Source organism: Streptomyces sp. NPDC003393 (assembly GCF_053589015.1).
Genome location: NZ_JBSFRB010000006.1, coordinates 186848 through 206496, shown reverse-complemented (window position 1 = coordinate 206496; position 19649 = coordinate 186848). Strand labels below are relative to the sequence as shown.

Sequence of the window (19649 nt, the reverse complement as noted above, 5' to 3'; positions counted from 1 at the left end):
CCACAGCTCCTTGCCTCACCGTGGCGGCCGGGTCTATCCCCGCCGCAGCAACCGGGTCGCGCCCGCCGCCACCGTCGTGGCCAGGGTCCAGCCCAGCAGGACCAGCACCGCCGCCAGCCACTGCCAGGCGCCGCTCAGCTGCCACTGCCCGGCCTGGCCCAGGTCGACGACCGGCAGCAGCAGGTCCAGCGCGAACAGGGCCGGGTTCCACTGCGGATGCTGGCCGGGGGTGACGGGGGGATGGGCGGCGTGCGCGAAGGCGAGCGAGCCCGCGGCCCACAGCACCGCCATCCACACCGCGGCCCGGCCCGGACGGTATCCGTAGGCCACCGCACCGTCCTGGACGTATCCCCAGAGCTTGCCGGCCGGCGGCAGGGTCTCGCGGCGGCGGCGCTGCTTGGCGAGCAACACCTCGCGCGCGTCCTCGTCCTCGCCGGCCTCGCGCAGCACCGCGGCCAGCCGCTCGTACGGCTCCGGGTTGTACTCGGCGGTCGCCGCCGCCACCCAGTTCAGCCGTTCGGCCAGCGGGAACGGGCCGCGCGGCACCAGGTTGCCGTAGACGAAGCCGCCCATGTGCAGTCCGCCCGGGCCGGGCCAGCTGGTCGCCCGGTCGACGAGGGTGACGATCCGCGCGCCCGACAGCAGCACTTGGCCACGCGGCGGCCGCTCGCCGAGGAAGCGCAGCTCGGGGGCCTGTATCCGGCGCAGCGACAGCACCTGGTCGTCGGTGAAGGTGAACCGGGCCCGGTCCAGGTCGACCGCGTCGCCGAAGCGCCCGTCGTCCAGCCGCACCCCGCCCTCGCACTCGAAGTTCTCGATCCGTGTCCCGCGCGCCGGGGTCACCCCGCTCGGCGCGCTGCCGACCCCGGCGGGCGTCAGGTACAGCGTGCGCTCCACGGTCAGCTGCGGCGCGTTCAGCGCCCACCGCGTGTACGGGCTGGCGAGCTTCGCGCCGCGCAGGCTCAGCGACACACCGATCTTCCCACCGCGCAGACTGATCTCGCCGTGCGACCGCAGCAGCTCCGCCTGGAGGTCCTGGCCCACCGTCATCCCGTCCGCGGAGATCGACCGGCCGGTGCGGTCGCGGTGCACGATCGCCTGGTTGAGCAGCAGGTCCGTGCCGATGTGCGCGTCGGTGAGCCGTATGCCGCCGAGGAAGCGGCAGCGGGGTAGGTGCAGGTCGCCCTCGGTGCGCACGCGGGCCGCCTCCAGCCGGGGCACCGAGCAGTCCACCAGCCGCACGGTCGTCAGGTGCGCCTCCGGCAGCCGTACCTCCTGCTCGAACCGGCAGCCCTTGAGCTCCACGTACGGCACCACCGTGCCCCCGGCCAGGTCCACGGTCCCCGCGATCCGCAGCCCGGTCAGCTTCAGGGACGACACCCGGCCGGCGAGCGCGGGCGGGCCGTCCAGCAGCAGCCAGCACACGACCCGCGCCCGGACCGTCCGCTCGGGCCCCCAGGGATGCCCGCCGTGCGGATCGTCCACCGCCGCGTCCCCGCTGCGCAGGTCGTACACGCTGCCGTTGCGGAAGGCCTGCCACATCCCGGCCTCGACATCGGTCAGGTCGTCCGGCAGGTCCCCGGCCCGGCCGCCGGTCCCCTCGGTCACAGATCTCCCCTTCTTCCCCGACTACTCGCGAGTTGGGTCGTGTCGTACAACCGGTGATGCCCGTTGGGTGACGATCTGAACGCGGAACGTGAATGGAGTCTTCCGCACCCGCGGCGCCCCCTGGAGGCCGCGATCCGAGTGGTTCTGTATCAGCCATTGATACGGACGGACGGGGCTCGTGCGCGGTCTGAGACAATCGGAACCGTGCTGCAATTTCTCCCTATGGCCCGAATCGATCTGCGCGGCGACGCCCTCCCCGACGGCCCCGCCCTGCGCGACCTGCTGCCCCGAGCCGAATTCGACGTCGCGGCCGCCCTGGAGAAGGTGCGCCCGATCTGCGAGGCCGTGCATCATCGCGGCGACGCCGCACTGATCGACTTCGCGGAGAAGTTCGACGGCGTCCGGCTGGAGTCGGTCCGGGTCCCGGCCCAGGCCCTCGAGGACGCGCTGGAGCGGCTGGACCCCGCCGTGCGCGCCGCCCTGGAGGAGTCCATCCACCGCGCCCGCCTGGTCCACCGCGAGCAGCGCCGCACCACCCACACCACCCAGGTCGTGCCCGGCGGCACGGTGACCGAGAAGTGGGTGCCGGTGGAGCGCGTCGGGCTGTACGCGCCCGGCGGCCGCTCGGTCTACCCCTCCTCCGTGGTCATGAACGTCGTGCCCGCCCAGGAGGCCGGCGTCCCGTCCATCGCGCTCGCCTCCCCGGCCCAGGCCGAGTTCGGCGGCCTGCCGCACCCGACGATCCTCGCCGCCTGCGCCCTGCTCGGCGTGGACGAGGTGTACGCCGCCGGCGGCGCCACCGCCGTGGCGATGTTCGCCCACGGCACCGAGTCCTGCCCGCCGGCCAGCATGGTCACCGGCCCCGGCAACATCTGGGTCGCCGCCGCCAAGCGGTACTTCACCGGCAAGATCGGCATCGACGCGGAGGCCGGCCCCACCGAGATCGCCGTCCTCGCCGATGCCACGGCCGACCCGGTGCACGTCGCCTCCGACCTGATCAGCCAGGCCGAGCACGACCCGCTGGCCGCCGCCGTCCTCGTCACCGACTCCGCCGAACTCGCGGACGCGGTGGCCAGGGAACTGGAGTCCCAGATCGCGGCCACCAAGCACGTCGAGGACCGGATCCGCCCCGCCCTGTCCGGCAAGCAGTCCGCGATCGTCCTGGTCGACGGCATCGACGAGGGCCTGCGCGTGGTCGACGCCTACGGCGCGGAGCACCTGGAGATCCAGACGGCCGACGCGGCGGCGGTCGCCGACCGGGTCCGCAACGCCGGCGCGATCTTCATCGGCCCCTGGGCGCCGGTCTCCCTCGGCGACTACGCGGCAGGCTCCAACCACGTGCTGCCCACCGGCGGCTGCGCCTGCCACTCCTCCGGCCTGTCCGTGCAGTCCTTCCTGCGCGGCATCCACGTCGTCGACTACACCAAGGACGCCCTCGCCGAGGTCGCGCACCACGTGGTGACGCTGGCGGAGGCCGAGGACCTGCCGGCGCACGGAGCGGCGATCAAGGCGAGGTTCGGCTGGAAGGTGCCCGAGAGCAAGTGAGCGACGTGAGGATCGACGATCTTCCCGTACGGGACGAACTGCGCGGCCAGTCCCCCTACGGCGCGCCCCAACTGGACGTCCCCGTACGGCTGAACACCAACGAGAACCCCTACCCGCTGCCCGAGCCGCTCGTCGAGCGGATCACCGAGCGGGTGCGCGAGGCGGCCCGCGGCCTGAACCGCTACCCGGACCGGGACGCGGTCGAGCTGCGCACCGAACTCGCCCAGTACCTGACGAAGACCGGCGGCCACCCGGTCGGCGTGGAGAACGTCTGGGCGGCCAACGGCTCCAACGAGGTCATCCAGCAGCTGTTGCAGGCCTTCGGCGGGCCCGGCCGCACCGCGATCGGCTTCGAGCCGTCGTACTCGATGCACGCGCTCATCGCGCGCGGCACCGGCACCGGCTGGATCTCCGGGCCGCGCCACGAGGACTTCACCATCGACGTCGCCGCGGCCGAGAGGGCGATCGCCGAGCACAAGCCGGACGTCGTCTTCGTCACCACGCCCAACAACCCCACCGGCAACGCGGTCGCGCCCGAGACGGTCCTCGCCCTGTACGAGGCCGCGCAGGCGGCGAAGCCCTCCATGGTGGTCGTCGACGAGGCGTACATCGAGTTCAGCCACGGCGCCTCGCTGCTGCCGCTGCTGGAGGGCCGCCCGCACCTGGTGATCTCGCGCACCATGTCGAAGGCGTTCGGCGCCGCCGGCCTGCGCCTGGGCTATCTCGCCGCGCATCCGGCGGTCGTGGACGCCGTCCAACTGGTCCGGCTGCCCTACCACCTGTCGGCGATCACCCAGGTCACCGCGCTGGCCGCGCTCGAACACACCGACACGCTGCTGAAGTACGTCGAGCAGCTCAAGAGCGAGCGGGACCGTCTGGTCGGCGAACTGCGCGCGATCGGCTACGACGTGACGGAGTCGGACGCCAACTTCATCCAGTTCGGCCGCTTCGCCGACGCCCACGAGGCCTGGCGGAAGATCCTGGACCGGGGCGTCCTGGTGCGGGACAACGGTGTGCCGGGATGGCTGCGGGTGACGGCCGGGACCCCGGCGGAGAACGACGCGTTCCTCGATGCGGTGCGCGATCTGAAGAAGGAACAGGAGTCGAGCGGATGAGCCGCGTCGGGCGCGTGGAGCGCACCACCAAGGAGACGTCCGTCCTGGTCGAGATCGACCTCGACGGCACCGGCAGGACCGACATCGCCACCGGTGTCGGCTTCTACGACCACATGCTCGACCAGCTCGGCCGGCACGGTCTGTTCGACCTGACCGTGAAGACCGACGGCGACCTGCACATCGACTCCCACCACACCATCGAGGACACCGCCCTCGCGCTCGGCGCCGCCTTCAAGCAGGCGCTCGGCGACAAGGTGGGCATCTACCGCTTCGGCAACTGCACGGTCCCGCTGGACGAGTCCCTCGCCCAGGTCACCGTCGACCTCTCCGGCCGCCCGTACCTGGTGCACACCGAGCCGGAGAACATGGCGCCGATGATCGGCGAGTACGACACGACCATGACCCGGCACATCCTGGAGTCCTTCGTCGCCCAGGCACAGATCGCCCTCCACGTGCACGTGCCCTACGGGCGCAACGCGCACCACATCGTGGAGTGCCAGTTCAAGGCCCTCGCCCGGGCGCTGCGGTACGCCTCCGAGCGGGACCCGCGGGCGGCCGGCATCCTCCCGTCCACGAAGGGCGCGCTGTAGAGCATGAACGGCCTGTCCACCATTCTGATCGTCGTCGGCCTCTTCCTGGTCGGCGGCATCGTCTCCTTCGTCAAGCAGCAGATGCCGAGGAGCCTGATCGTGCTCCTGTCCATCGGCGCCGGGATGTGCCTGGTCGCGGGCGTGATGCGGCTGGAGGTGTGGAGCTGATGAGCACCCCGAAGAAGGTCGTCGTCTTCGACTACGGCTTCGGGAACGTCCGCTCCGCCGAGCGCGCGCTGGCCCGCACCGGCGCCGAGGTCGAGATCACCCGTGACTTCGACGCGGCGATGAACGCCGACGGTCTGCTGGTGCCCGGCGTCGGCGCGTTCGCCGCCTGCATGCGCGGCCTGAAGGCGGCCCGCGGCGACTGGATCATCGACCGCCGGCTGTCCGGCGGACGCCCGGTCATGGGCATCTGCGTCGGCATGCAGATCCTCTTCGCGCGCGGCATCGAGCACGGTGTCCAGGCCGAGGGCCTGGACGAGTGGCCCGGCACGGTCGCGCCCCTGGAGGCCGACGTGGTGCCCCACATGGGCTGGAACACCGTCGACGCGCCGGCCGGCTCGGAACTGTTCGCCGGCGTGGACCCCGACGCCCGCTTCTACTTCGTGCACTCCTACGCGGTGCACGACTGGCAGTTCGAGACGGGCAATCCGGTGCTGCACCCGCCCAAGGTCACCTGGGCCACGCACGGCAGGCCCTTCGTGGCGGCCGTGGAGAACGACGCCCTGTGGGCCACCCAGTTCCACCCCGAGAAGTCCGGCGACGCCGGAGCGCAGCTGCTGAACAACTGGATCGGAACCCTGTGATGGCCTCGAAGCTCGAACTCCTCCCCGCCGTCGACGTCCGTGACGGCCAGGCCGTCCGCCTGGTGCACGGTGAGTCCGGGACCGAGACCTCCTACGGCTCCCCCCTCGAGGCCGCCCTCGCCTGGCAGCGGTCGGGCGCCGAGTGGCTGCACCTGGTCGACCTGGACGCCGCGTTCGGCACCGGTGACAACCGCGCGCTGATCGCCGAGGTCGCGGGGGCGATGGACATCAAGGTGGAGCTGTCCGGCGGCATCCGCGACGACGACACCCTCGCCGCGGCCCTGGCCACCGGCTGCACCCGAGTCAACCTGGGCACGGCCGCCCTGGAGACCCCCGAGTGGGTCGCCAGGGTGATCGCCGAGCACGGCGACAAGATCGCGGTCGGCCTGGACGTCCGCGGCACCACCCTGCGCGGCCGCGGCTGGACCCGCGACGGCGGTGACCTGTACGAGACGCTGGAGCGCCTCGACAAGGAGGGCTGCGCCCGCTACGTCGTCACCGACATCGCCAAGGACGGCACGCTGCAGGGCCCCAACCTGGAACTCCTGAAGAACGTCTGCGCGCGGACCGACCGTCCCGTGGTGGCCTCGGGCGGTGTCTCGTCCCTGGACGACCTGCGGGCCGTCGCCGGCCTCGTCCCGCTCGGTGTCGAGGGCGCCATCGTCGGGAAGGCCCTGTACGCGAAGGCATTCACTCTGGAAGAGGCCTTGGAGGCTACATCTTGAAAAAGGACAGAGTGTCATGACGTCCGATGCCGTACGGCGCGTGCAGAGCGGGGTTCCCTGGGAAGAGACGTTCGGCTTCGCACGCGCCGTGGCGGCGGGCGATCGGGTCCTGGTGGCGGGCACGACCGCCTTCCGGGGCGACGTACTGTACGGGGAGGGGGACCCGTACGAACAGGCCAAGGTGGCCTTCACCGGTGCGCTCGAGGCGATCGGCGAGTTCGGGCTCGGCGCGGACTCGGTGATCCGTACGCGGATGTATCTGAGCCACGCGCGGGACGTGGACGCGGTGGGGCGGGCCCACAAGGAGCTGTTCGACTCGGTACGTCCGGTCGCGACGCTGCTGATCGTGCAGGGCTTCATCGACTCGCGCGTGCTGGTGTCGGTGGAGCTGGAAGCCTGCAGAGGCTAGAAGGTCCTCAGATTGTTGTCCGTGTTCTTTGTCTGTGCTGGTTGAGGAGCCGTGAAGTCATGACCCTGGCGGTCCGAGTCATCCCCTGCCTGGACGTGGACGGCGGCCGGGTCGTCAAGGGCGTCAACTTCCAGAACCTGCGCGACGCGGGCGATCCCGTCGAGATGGCCAAGGTGTACGACGCCGAGGGCGCCGACGAGCTGACGTTCCTGGACATCACCGCGTCCTCGGGCAACCGGGAGACGACGTACGACGTGGTGCGCCGCACCGCCGAGCAGGTGTTCATCCCGCTGACGGTCGGGGGCGGCGTCCGCACGGCCGAGGACGTGGACCGGCTGCTGCGGGCGGGCGCCGACAAGGTGGGCGTCAACACGGCCGCGATCGCCCGCCCGGACCTGATCCGGGAGATCGCCGAGCGCTTCGGCCGCCAGGTGCTGGTCCTGTCGGTGGACGCCCGCCGCACGCCGTCCGGCGGCTTCGAGGTGACCACCCACGGCGGGCGCCGCGGCACCGGTATCGACGCGGTGGAGTGGGCGCACCGGGCGGCCGAGCTGGGCGCGGGCGAGATTCTGCTCAACTCCATGGACGCGGACGGCACGAAGGACGGCTACGACCTGGAGATGATCGCCGCCGTCCGCAAGCACGTCGCCGTCCCGGTCATCGCCTCCGGCGGCGCCGGCAGTCTCGCCGACTTCCCCCCGGCCGTCGCGGCCGGCGCGGACGCGGTCCTCGCGGCCTCGGTCTTCCACTTCGGCGACCTCCGCATCGGCCAGGTGAAGGAGACGCTGCGGGGGGCTGGGCATCCCGTGAGGTGACGCCCGCGCAGGGCAGCGCGCAGAGCCCCGGTCGCCTCGAGGTGGCCGGGGCTTTCTGCTCGGTCGATACAAAAGAGAAGTTGCGCAAATTCTATTGTGCAGTTTTTCTTTCGCGTCTACGGTGAGGGCATGTCGCGCGAGGAGAACCGCTACGTCACCGATCTGGGCACGCTCAAGGCGCTCGCCCACCCGTTGCGCATGAAGCTGTACCGGCTGCTGTTCGTCGCCGGGACGGCGACCGCCTCCCACCTGGCCGAACAGGTGGACGAGGCCGTGTCGCTGGTCAGCTACCACCTGCGCAAGCTCGCCGAGCACGGGCTGATCGAGGAGGCCGAGCCGCGCAGCGCGGACGCGCGGGAACGCTGGTGGCAGCCCGCCTCGGACGGTGTCTCCATCCGCGACAAGGACTTCCAGGACGCCCCGGAGAAGGTGGCGGCACACCTGGCGGCCTCCCGGCTCTTCCTGGAGCAGCGTGCCGAGATGTACCGCACCTACCTCGACGAGCGCCCCCACTGGGGGCCGGAGTGGAACGCGGCCTCCCACGACAGCGAGTCACTGCTGCGGCTCACCGCCGCCGAGCTGGCCGAGCTGAAGAAGGACCTCTTCGAACTCCTGAAGAAGTACGACGACGAGGGCCGCGCCCGAGAGGCGGCCGGAGACACCGAGGGGCGCGAGCACGTCGCGCTGCACGTGTACGCATTCCCGTTCCGCGTCTGAGAGAGGCCGCCCCCGTGACCACCGTGTCCACGACGACCGCCGACGCACCCGCCGTCGAACGCCCCGCGCACCGCGACGCCAACGTGCTGCGCTGGCTGACCGCCTACACCGCGTCCATGGCGGGGGACAACGTCTACTATCTCGCCCTGTCCTGGGCGGCGGTCCGGGAGGGATCGCCCGCGCAGGCCGGGGTCGTGATGGCGGTGAGCGCGCTGCCCCGGGCACTGCTGATGCTGGGCGGGGGAGTGGTCGCGGACCGTCTCGGCCCGCGCCGGGTCGTCATCGGCAGCGACGCCGTACGGTGCGCCGCCGTCCTCGCCGTGGCCGCGCTGCTGTGGATCGCCAGCCCCGGGCTGTGGCCGCTGACCCTGCTCGCCCTCGTCTTCGGCACCGTCGACGCCGTGTTCATGCCCGCCGTGGGCGCCCTGCCCGCGCGCGTGACGAGCCGGGGCCAGCTCGCCCGCGTCCAGGGCATGCGGGGCCTGGCGATCCGGTGCGCGAACGTCGCCGGTGCCCCCCTCGGCGGGCTGGGTGTCGCACTCGGGGGCGCGGCGGCCGCCTTCGGGCTCGCCGGGCTGCTGATCGGCGTCTCCGTGCCGCTGCTGGTCTCCGTACGGATGCGGGACCTGCCCCCGGACGAGACCGCCGGGGGGCGTGACACCACGCCGTGGCGCGACATGGTCGCCGGCCTGCGCTACATACGGCGCCACCGCGTCCTGGCCCCGCTGATGCTGGCCATCGCCCTCGGCGACCTCGGCTTCGTCGCCCCGCTCAACGTCGGTCTCACCCTGCTCGCCGACGAGCGCGGCTGGGGCGCGGCCGGCATGGGCTGGGTGGTGGCCGGATTCGGCACGGGGTCGGGTGCCGCCTCCCTGCTGCTGGCCGTGCGCGGGCGGCTGCCGCACGCGGGACGGCTGGCCGCGTACCTGATCTTCGCGGGTTCCGCGGCCATCGGCGCGCTCGCCTACGCCCCCGGCGTCGTCGCGGCCGTCGGGGTGGCCGTGCTCATCGGCCTCTTCGCGGGACTCAGCGGCGCCCTGTGCGGCGCACTGCTCCAGACGCAGACCGAACCGGCCTGCCTCGGGCGGGTCACCTCCGTCGCGAGTCTGGTCAGCCTTGGTCTCGCCCCGCTCAGCATGCCGGTGTCGGCCGCCGCGATCGGGGCCGTCGGAACGGGTCCGGTGTTCGTCGTCAGCGCGGCGGTGTGCGCTCTGGGCGGCGTCGTCGCGCTGGCCGCCCCCGGCCTGCGCCGCGCCCAACTGCCCCACTGAGCGCCGCGCCGGCCCGGGCCGCGGGCCGCACAGCGTCCCGTCCCCGGCTCAGAACCCCAGCTGCTTCGTCTCCGACACCTTCGAGATCGCGTCCTGCTCGCCCTCCAGCTCCACGCGGGCCGCGCTCTGCCGGCCGAACGCGAACAGCAGCAGCTCCGACGGCTCGCCCGTCGCCGTCACCACCGGCGTGCCCCGGTGCGCGACCGCCGTCTGGCCGTCGGGGCGGCGCAGCACCAGGCCGGTCGGGATGCCCCGCCCCAGCAGCCGGGCCGTGCGCTCCAGCCGGGACCACAGGGCGTCCTGGAAGACGGGGTCGAGCTCGCGCGGCGCCCAGTCGGGCTGGGCACGCCGGACGTCCTCCGCGTGGACGTAGAACTCGACCGTGTTGGCCGCCTCGTCGACCTGCTTGAGCTGGAAGGGGGAGAAGCGCGGCGGACCGGTACGGATCAACTGGATCAGCTCCTCGTACGGCTTCGCGGCGTACTCCTGGAGCACCTTCTCCAGACGGGACGCGAGCGGCTTGATCAGCGCGCCGCCGGCCGCGTCCGGGCGGCGCTCACGCACCACCACGTGCGCGGCGAGATCCCGGGTGAGCCATCCCTCGCAGAGGGTCGGCGCCTCAGGACCCGCGGTCTCCAAGAGGTCGGCGAGCAGAAGCCGTTCACGCTTGGCAAAGGTCGACATGGAGTCAGCCTACGACCACGGTCCGCGTCCGCACAGCGGACGCGCCCCCGGCCTGTCACCGCCGCGCGGCACAATGGCATCCATGACCAGCACGCCCGGTACCCCCCGGCCCAGCAGCCTCGACCCCGAGATCGCGGCCCGCCTCAAGCGCAGCACCGACGGACTCCTCCCCGCGATCGCCCAGCAGTACGACACCGGAGAGGTGCTGATGCTGGGCTGGATGGACGACGAGGCGCTGCACCGCACGCTCACCACCGGCCGCTGCACGTACTGGTCGCGGAGCCGCCAGGAGTACTGGGTCAAGGGCGACACCTCCGGCCACTTCCAATGGGTGAGGTCCGTCGCGCTCGACTGCGACGGCGACACGGTGCTGGTCAAGGTCGACCAGGTCGGCGCCGCCTGCCACACCGGCGACCGCACCTGCTTCGACGCCGACGTGCTGCTCAAGGACGGCGTCGGCGCCGTCCCGGCGTCCGGTCAGTAGGGTCGGCGGCCATGGACCTCGAGACCTTCCGCAAGCTCGCCACCGACCGGCGCGTCATCCCGGTCACGCGCAAGCTCCTCGCCGATGGCGACACCCCGGTCGCGCTCTACCGCAAGCTCGCCGCCGAACGGCCCGGTACCTTCCTGCTGGAGTCCGCGGAGAACGGCCGCTCCTGGTCCCGCTACTCCTTCGTGGGCGTCCGCAGCGCCGCCACGCTCACCGAGCGGGAGGGCCGCACCCACTGGCTGGGCACCCCGCCGGTCGGCGTCCCCGTCGAGGGCGACCCGTCGGCCGCTTTGCGGGCCACCGTCGAGGCCCTGCACACGCCCCGCGACCTGGCGCACGACCTGGGCCTGCCGCCCTTCACCGGCGGCATGGTCGGCTATCTGGGCTACGACATCGTGCGCCGCCTGGAGAAGGTCGGCCCGGGCGAGCGGGACGACCTGAAACTGCCCGAGCTGACCATGCTGCTCACCTCCGACCTCGCCGTCCTCGACCACTGGGACGGCACCGTGCTGCTGATCGCCAACGCGATCAACCACAACGACCTCGACACGGGCGTCGACGAGGCCTACGCGGACGCCGTCGCCCGCCTCGACGCCATGGAGGCGGACCTGTCCCGGCCGGTCGCGCAGCCCCCGGCCGCGCTGCCGCCCTCCGAACTGCCCGAGTACACCGCGCTGTGGGGCGGCGAGGACTTCCGGTCGGCCGTCGAGGACATCAAGGAACGCATCCGCGCCGGGGAGGCCTTCCAGGTCGTGCCGTCGCAGCGCTTCGAGACGCCGTGCACGGCGAGCGCGCTGGACGTCTACCGGGTGCTGCGGGCCACCAACCCCTCGCCGTACATGTACCTGTTCCGCTTCGAGGGCTTCGACGTCGTCGGCTCCTCCCCGGAGGCGCTGGTCAAGGTCGAGGACGGGCGGGCCATGGTCCATCCCATCGCCGGCACCCGCCCACGCGGCGCCACCCCGCAGAAGGACCAGGCCCTCGCGGAGGAGTTGCTCGCCGACCCCAAGGAGCGCGCCGAGCACCTGATGCTCGTCGACCTCGGGCGCAACGACCTGGGCCGGGTCTGCGAGCCGGGCTCCGTCGAGGTCGTCGACTTCATGTCCATCGAGCGGTACTCGCACGTGATGCACATCGTCTCGACCGTCACCGGGCGGGTCGCCGCGGGCCGTACCGCCTTCGACGTGCTGACCGCCTGCTTCCCGGCGGGCACGCTGTCCGGCGCCCCCAAGCCGCGCGCCCTGCAGATCATCGACGAACTCGAGCCGTCCCGGCGGGGGTTGTACGGCGGCTGCGTCGGCTACCTCGACTTCGCCGGCGACTCCGACACCGCCATCGCCATCCGCACCGCCCTGCTGCGCGGCGGCACGGCGTACGTCCAGGCCGGAGCCGGCGTGGTCGCCGACTCCGACCCGGTCGCCGAGGACACCGAGTGCCGCAACAAGGCGGCGGCGGTCCTCCGCGCGGTGCACACGGCCAACCGGCTCACCTCGTAGAGACGTCCAGGAGCCGCCCGGGCTGCCGCGCCGTCCGCCCCGCCGAGCCCGGACGGGCCGCCGTACCCGCCGGTTGCCGGTGCACAGGCACGGCCGCCGCCGCCCTCCCGGGCCGGCTCGGCGCGGGAGACGGCGGGCGTTGGCGAACCCCGGGTGACGGTTTCCCCGGGGTTGGGGTGATAGTGGAGTACGTGACTGCCGTACCTCACCCCCGCATCGAAGCCGCCGCCCCCGCCCGGTCCGGCCGCCGCAGCCTCGCCGTAGCCCTGCTGTGCGGCGCCCTCGGCGCGGCCGTGGCGCTGCTGGCCTCCCGGCAGCGCTGGGCGGAGGGCACCGCCGCGGTGGCCGGTGGCGACTACGCCCTGACCGCCAAGGGCAGCGAGGTCACGGGCGTGCCCGCGGCGCTCGCCATAGTGGGCCTGGCCGCGCTCGTCGCCGTGTTCGCCGTCCGCCGCTCCGGCCGCCTGCTGGTCGCGGGCCTGCTCGCGCTCTCCGGCGCCGGAACCGTCGGCGCCGCCCTGACCGGCGCCTCGGACCGCGCCGCGCTCGACGAGAAGGCGGCCCAGGCCTCCGGCGACACCGCGGCGACCGCCGCCTCGCTCACCCACACCGGCTGGCCCTACGTCGCGGCCGCCGGCGGGGTGCTGATCCTGCTGGCCGGACTTCTCGCCCTGTGCTACGGCCGGCTCTGGCCCGCCATGGGCGGCCGCTACGAGCGCTCCGGCGCTCCCCGCTCGCGTGCCACCCGTCCGGTCGATCCCGACCGCCCCGAGGACCTGTGGAAGGCCCTGGACCGCGGGGAGGACCCGACCGGCACCGATCCCGCCTGACCGCTGCGGCCCGCCCCGCGCCCGGCGGGTCACGCCAGGGACCACCCCCGCTCACGTCGCGTGCACGCGTGCGGGACAATGATTTCCGAGCGTCCGGCTCAGACAGGTACAAGCAACGAGGAGCAAGTCATGGCGGGCAGCAGCCACGGTCACACCCCGGCCGCCTGGACCGGTGTCATCATCGCCTTCATCGGTTTCTGCGTCGCGGGCGCCTTCATGGTGATGGCCCGGCCGGTCGGCTTCTGGGTCGGCATCGGTGTCGTGCTGCTCGGCGGTGTCGTCGGCGGCGTCATGCGCATGATGGGCCTCGGCCAGAAGGGCGAGCACCCGGTGCACCAGCTCGCCACCAAGAGCTGACGACCCGAACGCGAGGGGCGGCCGGACGGCCGTCCCTCCCTCTGGCGGCGGGCACCCGTGCCCGGACGCCCCGCCCGCGCGTGACCGGTCCGTGCGGGGCAGAATGCACAGTGTGAACGCCGACAGTCGCAGGGGGACGTACGGCCGCACGGCCGTACCCGGTCCGAGGCGTGCGTACCAGGACCCGGCGGGGACACCGCCGATGCGCCCCGCCGCCGTCCTGGGACGGCTGGCCGTCCCCGCCGCCGTACTGGCCGCCGTCGCCGGCGCCTTCGCCTACGTGGGCGCGGTGGATCCCGACGAGCCCGGCCACTACCCCGTCTGCCCGCTGCTGCGCTACACCGGCCTGTACTGCCCCGGCTGCGGAGGCCTGCGCAGCGCGCACGCCTTCGTCCACGGCGACCTCCTCACCGCCCTGCACGACAACGCCATGGCCGTCGCGGGCTATCTGGTCTTCGGCGTGGTGTGGATCGCGTGGGCGGCCGGCGCGGCGCGCGGGCGGCCGCCGAGGGCCGGGCTCGGCAGCGCGCACCTGTGGAGCCTGGGCGCGCTGCTCGTCGCCTTCACCGTTGTCCGGAACCTGCCGTTCGGTGGTCTGCTCCATCCGTGAACGGCCGGGCATTTGTCCAGGTGGTGGGACCGCCGTCCACCGGATGCGAGGCCTTCGCCCTCCTGCGGATACCATCGCAGTGACCGCCGGATTCCGACCCGCCAGATCCACCCGATCCGCTCGAGCGGGCCGCCGGGGGTCGATCGACCCGCTGGAACATCGCACCGTCTGGAAGGGGGCCGCTCGCGTGAGTGTGCTCGACGAGATCATCGACGGAGTCCGTGCCGACCTTTCGGAGCGGCAGGCGCGCGTCAGCCTCGACGAGCTCAAGGAGCGCGCGGCCAAGGCTCCGGCCGCCAAGGACGGAGTGGCCGCGCTCAAGGGCGACGGCGTCAAAGTGATCTGCGAGGTCAAGCGCTCCAGCCCCTCCAAGGGCGCCCTGGCCGCGATCGCCGACCCCGCCGGGCTCGCCGCCGACTACGAGGCGGGCGGCGCGGCCGTCATCTCGGTGCTGACCGAGCAGCGGCGCTTCGGCGGCTCGCTGGCCGACCTGGAGGCGGTCCGCGCCCACGTGGACATCCCGATCCTGCGCAAGGACTTCATCGTCACGTCGTACCAGCTGTGGGAGGCCCGGGCCTACGGGGCGGACCTCGTCCTGCTGATCGTCGCCGCCCTCGAACAGCCGGCTCTGGAGTCGCTGATCGAGCGCGCGGTGTCCATCGGACTCACCCCGCTCGTCGAGGTCCACGACGAGGACGAGGTGGAGCGCGCGGTCGACGCGGGCGCCAAGGTGATCGGTGTCAACGCGCGCAACCTGAAGACGCTCGAGGTCGACCGCGACACCTTCGAGCAGGTGGCCCCCGAGATCCCGGACACCGTCGTCAAGGTCGCCGAGTCCGGGGTCCGCGGCCCGCACGACCTGATCGCCTACGCCAACGCCGGAGCCGACGCCGTCCTGGTCGGCGAGTCGCTCGTCACCGGCCGCGACCCGAAGACGGCCGTCGCCGACCTGGTGGCCGCGGGCGCCCATCCCGCGCTGCGCCACGGCCGCGGCTGAGAAGCCGGTAGGCTGACGCCGATGACTCTCACCGTGACGACCGTGGACCGGCATGCCCGCCTCGCGCGCGGCTGCCGCCCGAGGGGCTGCCGCGCCCCCGCCAGGCGTGTCCACGGCCGTCGCGTGCGCTACGTCATCGGTGACGAGCCCGGGCAGGTGAACGGCCGGCGATGGCAGCGCCCCTCCAGGGGCGCGGGGCTCTGTCCGGTGCGCGGCCACCGCCGCGCGGGCGCGAGCCGCCACTGACGGCCCGCTGCTGACGGACCGGTCCCGCCCCCACGGCGAACAGTGTCTCTTCACACACTCACCGTGAGGTTCTGGCATGCCCAGCGATTTCTTCTTCCCTGACCAGGAAGGTCAGGTCCCCGGCGCCGACGGCTACTTCGGCGCGTACGGCGGCAAGTACATCCCGGAGGCGCTCGTCGCCGCCGTCGACGAGGTGGCCGTCGAGTACGACAAGGCCAAGAACGACCCCGCCTTCGCCCGCGAGCTGGACGACCTGCTCGTCGACTACACCGGCCGGCCCAGCGCCCTGACCGAGGTGCCGCGGTTCGCCGAGCACGCCGGCGGCGCCCGAGTGTTCCTCAAGCGCGAGGACCTCAACCACACCGGCTCCCACAAGATCAACAACGTTCTGGGCCAGGCGCTGCTCACCAAGCGCATGGGCAAGAGCCGGGTGATCGCCGAGACCGGCGCCGGCCAGCACGGCGTCGCGACCGCCACCGCCTGCGCCCTGTTCGGCCTCGACTGCACTATCTACATGGGCGAGATCGACACCGAGCGGCAGGCCCTGAACGTGGCCCGCATGCGCATGCTCGGCGCCGAGGTCGTCGCCGTGAAGTCCGGCAGCCGCACGCTGAAGGACGCCATCAACGAGGCCTTCCGCGACTGGGTCGCCAACGTCGACCGCACCCACTACCTGTTCGGCACCGTCGCCGGGCCGCACCCCTTCCCGGCCATGGTCCGCGACTTCCACCGGGTCATCGGCGTGGAGGCCCGCCGCCAGCTCCTCCAGCGCGCCGGACGCCTGCCCGACGCCGCGATCGCCTGCGTCGGCGGCGGTTCCAACGCCATCGGCCTCTTCCACGCCTTCATCCCCGACGAGCAGGTCCGGCTCATCGGCTGCGAGCCCGCCGGCCACGGCATCGACACCGGCGAGCACGCCGCCACCCTGACCGCCGGCGAGCCCGGCATCCTGCATGGCTCCCGCTCCTACGTCCTCCAGGACGACGAGGGACAGATCACCGAGCCGTACTCCATCTCGGCCGGCCTGGACTACCCGGGCATCGGCCCCGAGCACTCCTACCTCAAGGACTCCGGCCGTGGCGAGTACCGCGCGGTCACCGACGACGCGGCGATGCAGGCCCTGCGTCTGCTGTCGCGCACCGAGGGCATCATCCCGGCGATCGAGAGCGCCCACGCCCTGGCCGGCGCCCTGGAGGTGGGCCGGGAACTCGGCCCGGACGGCCTGATCGTCGTCAACCTCTCCGGCCGCGGCGACAAGGACATGGACACCGCCGCCCGCTACTTCGGCCTGTACGACACCGACGCCGAGGTCGCCGCCGACGAGACCGACACCGCCGAGATCGAGGGGGACGCCAAGTGAGCGGGAACATTCGGCTGCTGAACGACACCCTCGCCGGCGCGAAGGCGGAGGGCCGGTCCGCGCTCATCGCCTACCTGCCCGCGGGCTTCCCGACGGTGGACGGCGGCATCGAGGCGATCAAGGCCGTCCTCGACGGCGGCGCCGACGTCGTCGAGGTCGGGCTGCCGCACAGCGACCCGGTCCTGGACGGGCCGGTCATCCAGACCGCCGACGACATCGCCCTGCGCGGCGGCGTCAGGATCGCGGACGTCATGCGCACGGTCCGCGAGGCCCACGAGGCCACCGGCAAGCCGGTGCTCGTCATGACGTACTGGAACCCCATCGACCGCTACGGCGTCGAGCGTTTCACGGCGGAGCTCGCCGACGCAGGCGGCGCCGGGTGCATCCTGCCGGACCTGCCCGTCCAGGAGTCCGCCCTGTGGCGGGAGCACGCCGACAAGCACGGCCTGGCGACGGTCTTCGTCGTCGCCCCGAGCAGCAAGGACAAGCGGCTGGCCGAGATCACCCAGGTGGGCTCGGGCTTCGTCTACGCCGCCTCGCTGATGGGCGTCACCGGAACCCGCGCGTCGGTCGGCGCGCAGGCCGAGGACCTGGTGCGGCGCACCCGGGCCACCGGCACCGGCCTGCCCGTCTGCGTCGGCCTCGGTGTCTCCGACCGCGCCCAGGCCGCCGAGGTGGCCGGCTTCGCCGACGGCGTGATCGTCGGCTCCGCGTTCGTCAAGCGGATGCTGGACGCCCCGGACCAGGCGGCCGGCGTCGCGGCCGTCCGAGACCTGGCGGGCGAACTGGCGCGCGGGGTGCGCGGGCAGGCGTGACGCGCGTACGGCCGGGCGCCGTGCCGGCCGCGAGCGCCGGTGGCCGCCGCGCCGATACGAGTCCGCGGCCGTCATCACACACCACATGATCACCCGAACGGGTGGACCTGGGACCGGGGAGGCGCAATGCGCCTCCCCGGTTCGTTCTGGTGGTGTGAGCGAGAAGAATCATGAGGGAAAGCGCACCGCCCGCCAGCGACTGGCGGTCGAGCGCGAGAAGCAGAAGGCCTCGGAGCGGCGTCGGCGCGCGCTGATCGTGGCCGTCAGCGTGGTCTGCGTGCTGGGCCTGGCGACGGTGATCGGCGTGCTCGCGGCGAACTCCGGCAAGAAGAAGAGCGCCGGCAGCGGCCCGGTCGTGGCGCCCTCGGGGGCGCAGGGCAAGGACGCCCTCGCGATCCCGGTCGGCAAGGACGGCGCCACATCGACGCTCACGGTCTGGGAGGACTTCCGCTGTCCGGCCTGCAAGGCCTTCGAGGCGGCGTACCGCCCGACGATCCACCAGCTGACCGACTCCGGCAAGCTCAGAGTCGAGTACCACATCGTCCGCCTGATCGACGGCAACCTCGGCGGCACCGGCTCGCTGCGCGCGGGCAACGCCGCGGCCTGCGCCCAGGACGTCGGCAAGTTTCGCGACTACCACGACGTGCTGTTCGAGAACCAGCCCAAGGAGACCGACGACGCCTTCGCGAACAACGACAAGCTGATCGCCCTGGCCGGCAAGGTGAACGGCCTGGACACGCCGGCCTTCACCCAGTGCGTGAAGAAGGGCACGCACGACAGCTGGGTCGACAAGTCCCACAAGGCGTTCCAGGCCGCAGGCTTCTCGGGCACCCCGACGGTGCTGCTGAACGGCAAGAACATCGCCCAGGACCGCACCATGACCCCCGAGAAACTCAAGCAGATGGTGGAATCGGCCGCCAAGGGCTGAACCGCCTGGTGAAGCCCTGGAGCGGGCCGCCCGTTATGGACCCGTGTCCGGGCCGCCCCACGTGGCTTCGCTCCGGCTGCGGTAGCGTCGACCTTGCCATGGAACTTGCCTACATCCCCAGCCCGTCGCGCGGTGTGCTCTACCTCGGACCGATTCCGCTGCGCGGCTATGCGTTCTGCATCATCATCGGCGTCTTCGTCGCCGTCTGGCTCGGCAACAAGCGCTGGATCGCCCGCGGCGGACGGCCCGGCACGGTGGCGGACATCGCCATCTGGGCCGTGCCGTTCGGCCTGGTCGGCGGCCGGCTCTACCACGTGATCACGGACTACGAGCTGTACTTCAGCGCGGGCCGTGACTGGGTGGACGCCTTCAAGGTGTGGGAGGGCGGCCTCGGCATCTGGGGCGCGATCACCCTCGGCGCGCTGGGCGCGTGGATCGGCGCCCGCCGCCGGGGCGTGCCGATGCCCGCCTACGCCGATGCCGTCGCACCCGGCATCGTCCTCGCACAGGCGATCGGCCGCTGGGGCAACTGGTTCAACCAGGAGCTGTACGGGCGCGAGACGCACGTTCCATGGGCGCTGCACATCACCTCCTCGGCCGACGGCCGGTTGCCGGGGTACTACCACCCGACGTTCCTCTACGAGTCCCTGTGGTGCGTCGGCGTCGCCCTGCTGGTCATCTGGGCCGACCGCCGCTTCACACTGGGCCACGGCCGGGCGTTCGCGCTGTACGTCGCCGCGTACTGCGTGGGCCGCGGCTGGATCGAGTACATGCGCGTGGACGACGCCCACCACATCCTCGGCCTCCGCCTGAACGACTGGACCGCGATGGTCGTGTTCCTGCTCGCGGTGACCTACATCGTGGTGTCGGCGAAGATGCGGCCGGGCCGGGAGACCGAGGTCGAGCCGGCCCTGTCGGCGGCCGGTGAGGGAACCGGGGCACCGGCCACCACGGACACGGACACGGAGGCCGCCGCCCCGGACGCCTCCGACGCGAAGACGGACGCCGACACGAAGACGGACGCCGACACACAGGATCGGGCGATGGACCAGGCGCCGCAGGAGCCGGACGCCGAGGGCACCGGATCCGAGGACACCGGGTCCGAGGACGCCGGGGTCAAGGACGGGGCCGGATCGGCCAAGAAGGGCTGACGCCGGCCGCGCGGTCGCACGCACGAGGGCGCTCCCTGAGCCGGGGGGTGCCCTCGCCGCATGCGGGCCGCACGGACGCCG

Annotated in this window: 23 protein-coding genes; 21 read left to right on the top strand and 2 right to left on the bottom strand. The window is 72.6% G+C overall.

Features of this window, described 5'->3' with window-relative positions:
* Positions 1-33: 33 nt before the first annotated feature.
* Positions 34-1608, bottom strand: a complete 1575-nt coding sequence (locus ACWDUZ_RS09020) for an oxidoreductase (protein ID WP_451631133.1) — start codon at positions 1606-1608, stop codon at positions 34-36.
* Between the two features lie 222 nt (positions 1609-1830).
* Between ACWDUZ_RS09020 and hisD the strand changes: the two genes are divergently transcribed.
* The 10 genes from hisD (at position 1831) to ACWDUZ_RS08970 (ending at position 9604) form a co-directional block, all read left to right on the top strand.
* Entirely contained in the window at positions 1831-3153 is a 1323-nt protein-coding gene (gene hisD, locus ACWDUZ_RS09015) for a histidinol dehydrogenase (protein WP_451631132.1), read from the top strand.
* Positions 3150-4268 carry a histidinol-phosphate transaminase gene (locus ACWDUZ_RS09010; RefSeq protein ID WP_451631131.1) on the top strand — a complete coding sequence of 373 codons (1119 nt, stop codon included), beginning with the start codon at positions 3150-3152 and terminating at the stop codon, positions 4266-4268. The genes hisD and ACWDUZ_RS09010 overlap by 4 nt, the downstream gene beginning before the upstream one ends.
* Positions 4265-4858 (top strand): imidazoleglycerol-phosphate dehydratase HisB, encoded by a 594-nt coding sequence (gene hisB / locus ACWDUZ_RS09005; RefSeq protein WP_030783530.1) that lies wholly within the window; start codon positions 4265-4267, stop codon positions 4856-4858. The genes ACWDUZ_RS09010 and hisB overlap by 4 nt, the downstream gene beginning before the upstream one ends.
* Before the next feature lie 3 nt (positions 4859-4861).
* Entirely contained in the window at positions 4862-5026 is a 165-nt protein-coding gene (locus tag ACWDUZ_RS09000) for a hypothetical protein (protein ID WP_451631130.1), read from the top strand.
* A complete protein-coding gene (gene hisH, locus ACWDUZ_RS08995; protein ID WP_451631129.1) occupies positions 5026-5667 on the top strand; it encodes an imidazole glycerol phosphate synthase subunit HisH in 642 nt (213 codons plus the stop codon). The genes ACWDUZ_RS09000 and hisH overlap by 1 nt, the downstream gene beginning before the upstream one ends.
* Entirely contained in the window at positions 5667-6392 is a 726-nt protein-coding gene (gene priA, locus ACWDUZ_RS08990) for a bifunctional 1-(5-phosphoribosyl)-5-((5-phosphoribosylamino)methylideneamino)imidazole-4-carboxamide isomerase/phosphoribosylanthranilate isomerase PriA (protein ID WP_451631128.1), read from the top strand. Before hisH ends, priA begins: the two co-directional genes overlap by 1 nt.
* Positions 6393-6408: 16 nt before the next feature.
* Positions 6409-6801, top strand: a complete 393-nt coding sequence (locus ACWDUZ_RS08985; RefSeq protein WP_451631127.1) for a Rid family hydrolase — start codon at positions 6409-6411, stop codon at positions 6799-6801.
* A 59-nt stretch (positions 6802-6860) separates the two neighbouring features.
* Entirely contained in the window at positions 6861-7616 is a 756-nt protein-coding gene (gene hisF, locus ACWDUZ_RS08980) for an imidazole glycerol phosphate synthase subunit HisF (protein ID WP_451631126.1), read from the top strand.
* Between the two features lie 129 nt (positions 7617-7745).
* On the top strand, positions 7746-8333 hold the full coding sequence (locus ACWDUZ_RS08975; RefSeq protein ID WP_451631125.1) for an ArsR/SmtB family transcription factor: 588 nt from the start codon (positions 7746-7748) through the stop codon (positions 8331-8333).
* A 14-nt stretch (positions 8334-8347) separates the two neighbouring features.
* Complete coding sequence (locus ACWDUZ_RS08970; protein ID WP_451631124.1) at positions 8348-9604, top strand: MFS transporter; 1257 nt, start codon at positions 8348-8350, stop codon at positions 9602-9604.
* Between the two features lie 48 nt (positions 9605-9652).
* On the opposite strand, the gene ACWDUZ_RS08965 is transcribed toward ACWDUZ_RS08970, so the two are convergent.
* Positions 9653-10288: a TIGR03085 family metal-binding protein gene (locus tag ACWDUZ_RS08965; protein WP_451631123.1), complete on the bottom strand. Its 636-nt coding sequence runs from the start codon at positions 10286-10288 to the stop codon at positions 9653-9655.
* 82 nt (positions 10289-10370) lie between these two features.
* Here ACWDUZ_RS08965 and hisI point away from each other — a divergent pair, with 82 nt between their 5' ends.
* The 11 genes from hisI (at position 10371) to lgt (ending at position 19568) form a co-directional block, all read left to right on the top strand.
* Positions 10371-10772, top strand: coding sequence for a phosphoribosyl-AMP cyclohydrolase (hisI, locus tag ACWDUZ_RS08960; protein WP_451631122.1), 402 nt, complete (start codon positions 10371-10373; stop codon positions 10770-10772).
* Positions 10773-10783: 11 nt separating this feature from the next.
* On the top strand, positions 10784-12274 hold the full coding sequence (locus ACWDUZ_RS08955; RefSeq protein ID WP_451631121.1) for an anthranilate synthase component I: 1491 nt from the start codon (positions 10784-10786) through the stop codon (positions 12272-12274).
* A 182-nt stretch (positions 12275-12456) separates the two neighbouring features.
* The gene (locus ACWDUZ_RS08950) at positions 12457-13104 is read left to right on the top strand and encodes a TIGR02234 family membrane protein (RefSeq protein WP_451631120.1); all 648 of its coding nucleotides are present in this window, start codon (positions 12457-12459) and stop codon (positions 13102-13104) included.
* 129 nt (positions 13105-13233) lie between these two features.
* A complete protein-coding gene (locus tag ACWDUZ_RS08945; protein WP_451631119.1) occupies positions 13234-13461 on the top strand; it encodes an HGxxPAAW family protein in 228 nt (75 codons plus the stop codon).
* A 103-nt stretch (positions 13462-13564) separates the two neighbouring features.
* Positions 13565-14071, top strand: a complete 507-nt coding sequence (locus ACWDUZ_RS08940; protein WP_451631118.1) for a DUF2752 domain-containing protein — start codon at positions 13565-13567, stop codon at positions 14069-14071.
* 187 nt (positions 14072-14258) lie between these two features.
* A complete protein-coding gene (gene trpC, locus ACWDUZ_RS08935; protein ID WP_451631117.1) occupies positions 14259-15068 on the top strand; it encodes an indole-3-glycerol phosphate synthase TrpC in 810 nt (269 codons plus the stop codon).
* Positions 15069-15089: 21 nt separating this feature from the next.
* Positions 15090-15314, top strand: a complete 225-nt coding sequence (gene trpM, locus ACWDUZ_RS08930) for a tryptophan biosynthesis modulator TrpM (protein WP_451631116.1) — start codon at positions 15090-15092, stop codon at positions 15312-15314.
* Between the two features lie 76 nt (positions 15315-15390).
* Complete coding sequence (gene trpB / locus ACWDUZ_RS08925; protein ID WP_451631115.1) at positions 15391-16674, top strand: tryptophan synthase subunit beta; 1284 nt, start codon at positions 15391-15393, stop codon at positions 16672-16674.
* Positions 16671-17489 carry a tryptophan synthase subunit alpha gene (gene trpA, locus ACWDUZ_RS08920; protein ID WP_451631114.1) on the top strand — a complete coding sequence of 273 codons (819 nt, stop codon included), beginning with the start codon at positions 16671-16673 and terminating at the stop codon, positions 17487-17489. The genes trpB and trpA overlap by 4 nt, the downstream gene beginning before the upstream one ends.
* 154 nt (positions 17490-17643) lie before the next feature.
* The gene (locus ACWDUZ_RS08915; RefSeq protein ID WP_451631113.1) at positions 17644-18417 is read left to right on the top strand and encodes a DsbA family protein; all 774 of its coding nucleotides are present in this window, start codon (positions 17644-17646) and stop codon (positions 18415-18417) included.
* Positions 18418-18515: 98 nt separating this feature from the next.
* Complete coding sequence (gene lgt / locus ACWDUZ_RS08910) at positions 18516-19568, top strand: prolipoprotein diacylglyceryl transferase (protein WP_451631112.1); 1053 nt, start codon at positions 18516-18518, stop codon at positions 19566-19568.
* Positions 19569-19649: the final 81 nt, after the last annotated feature.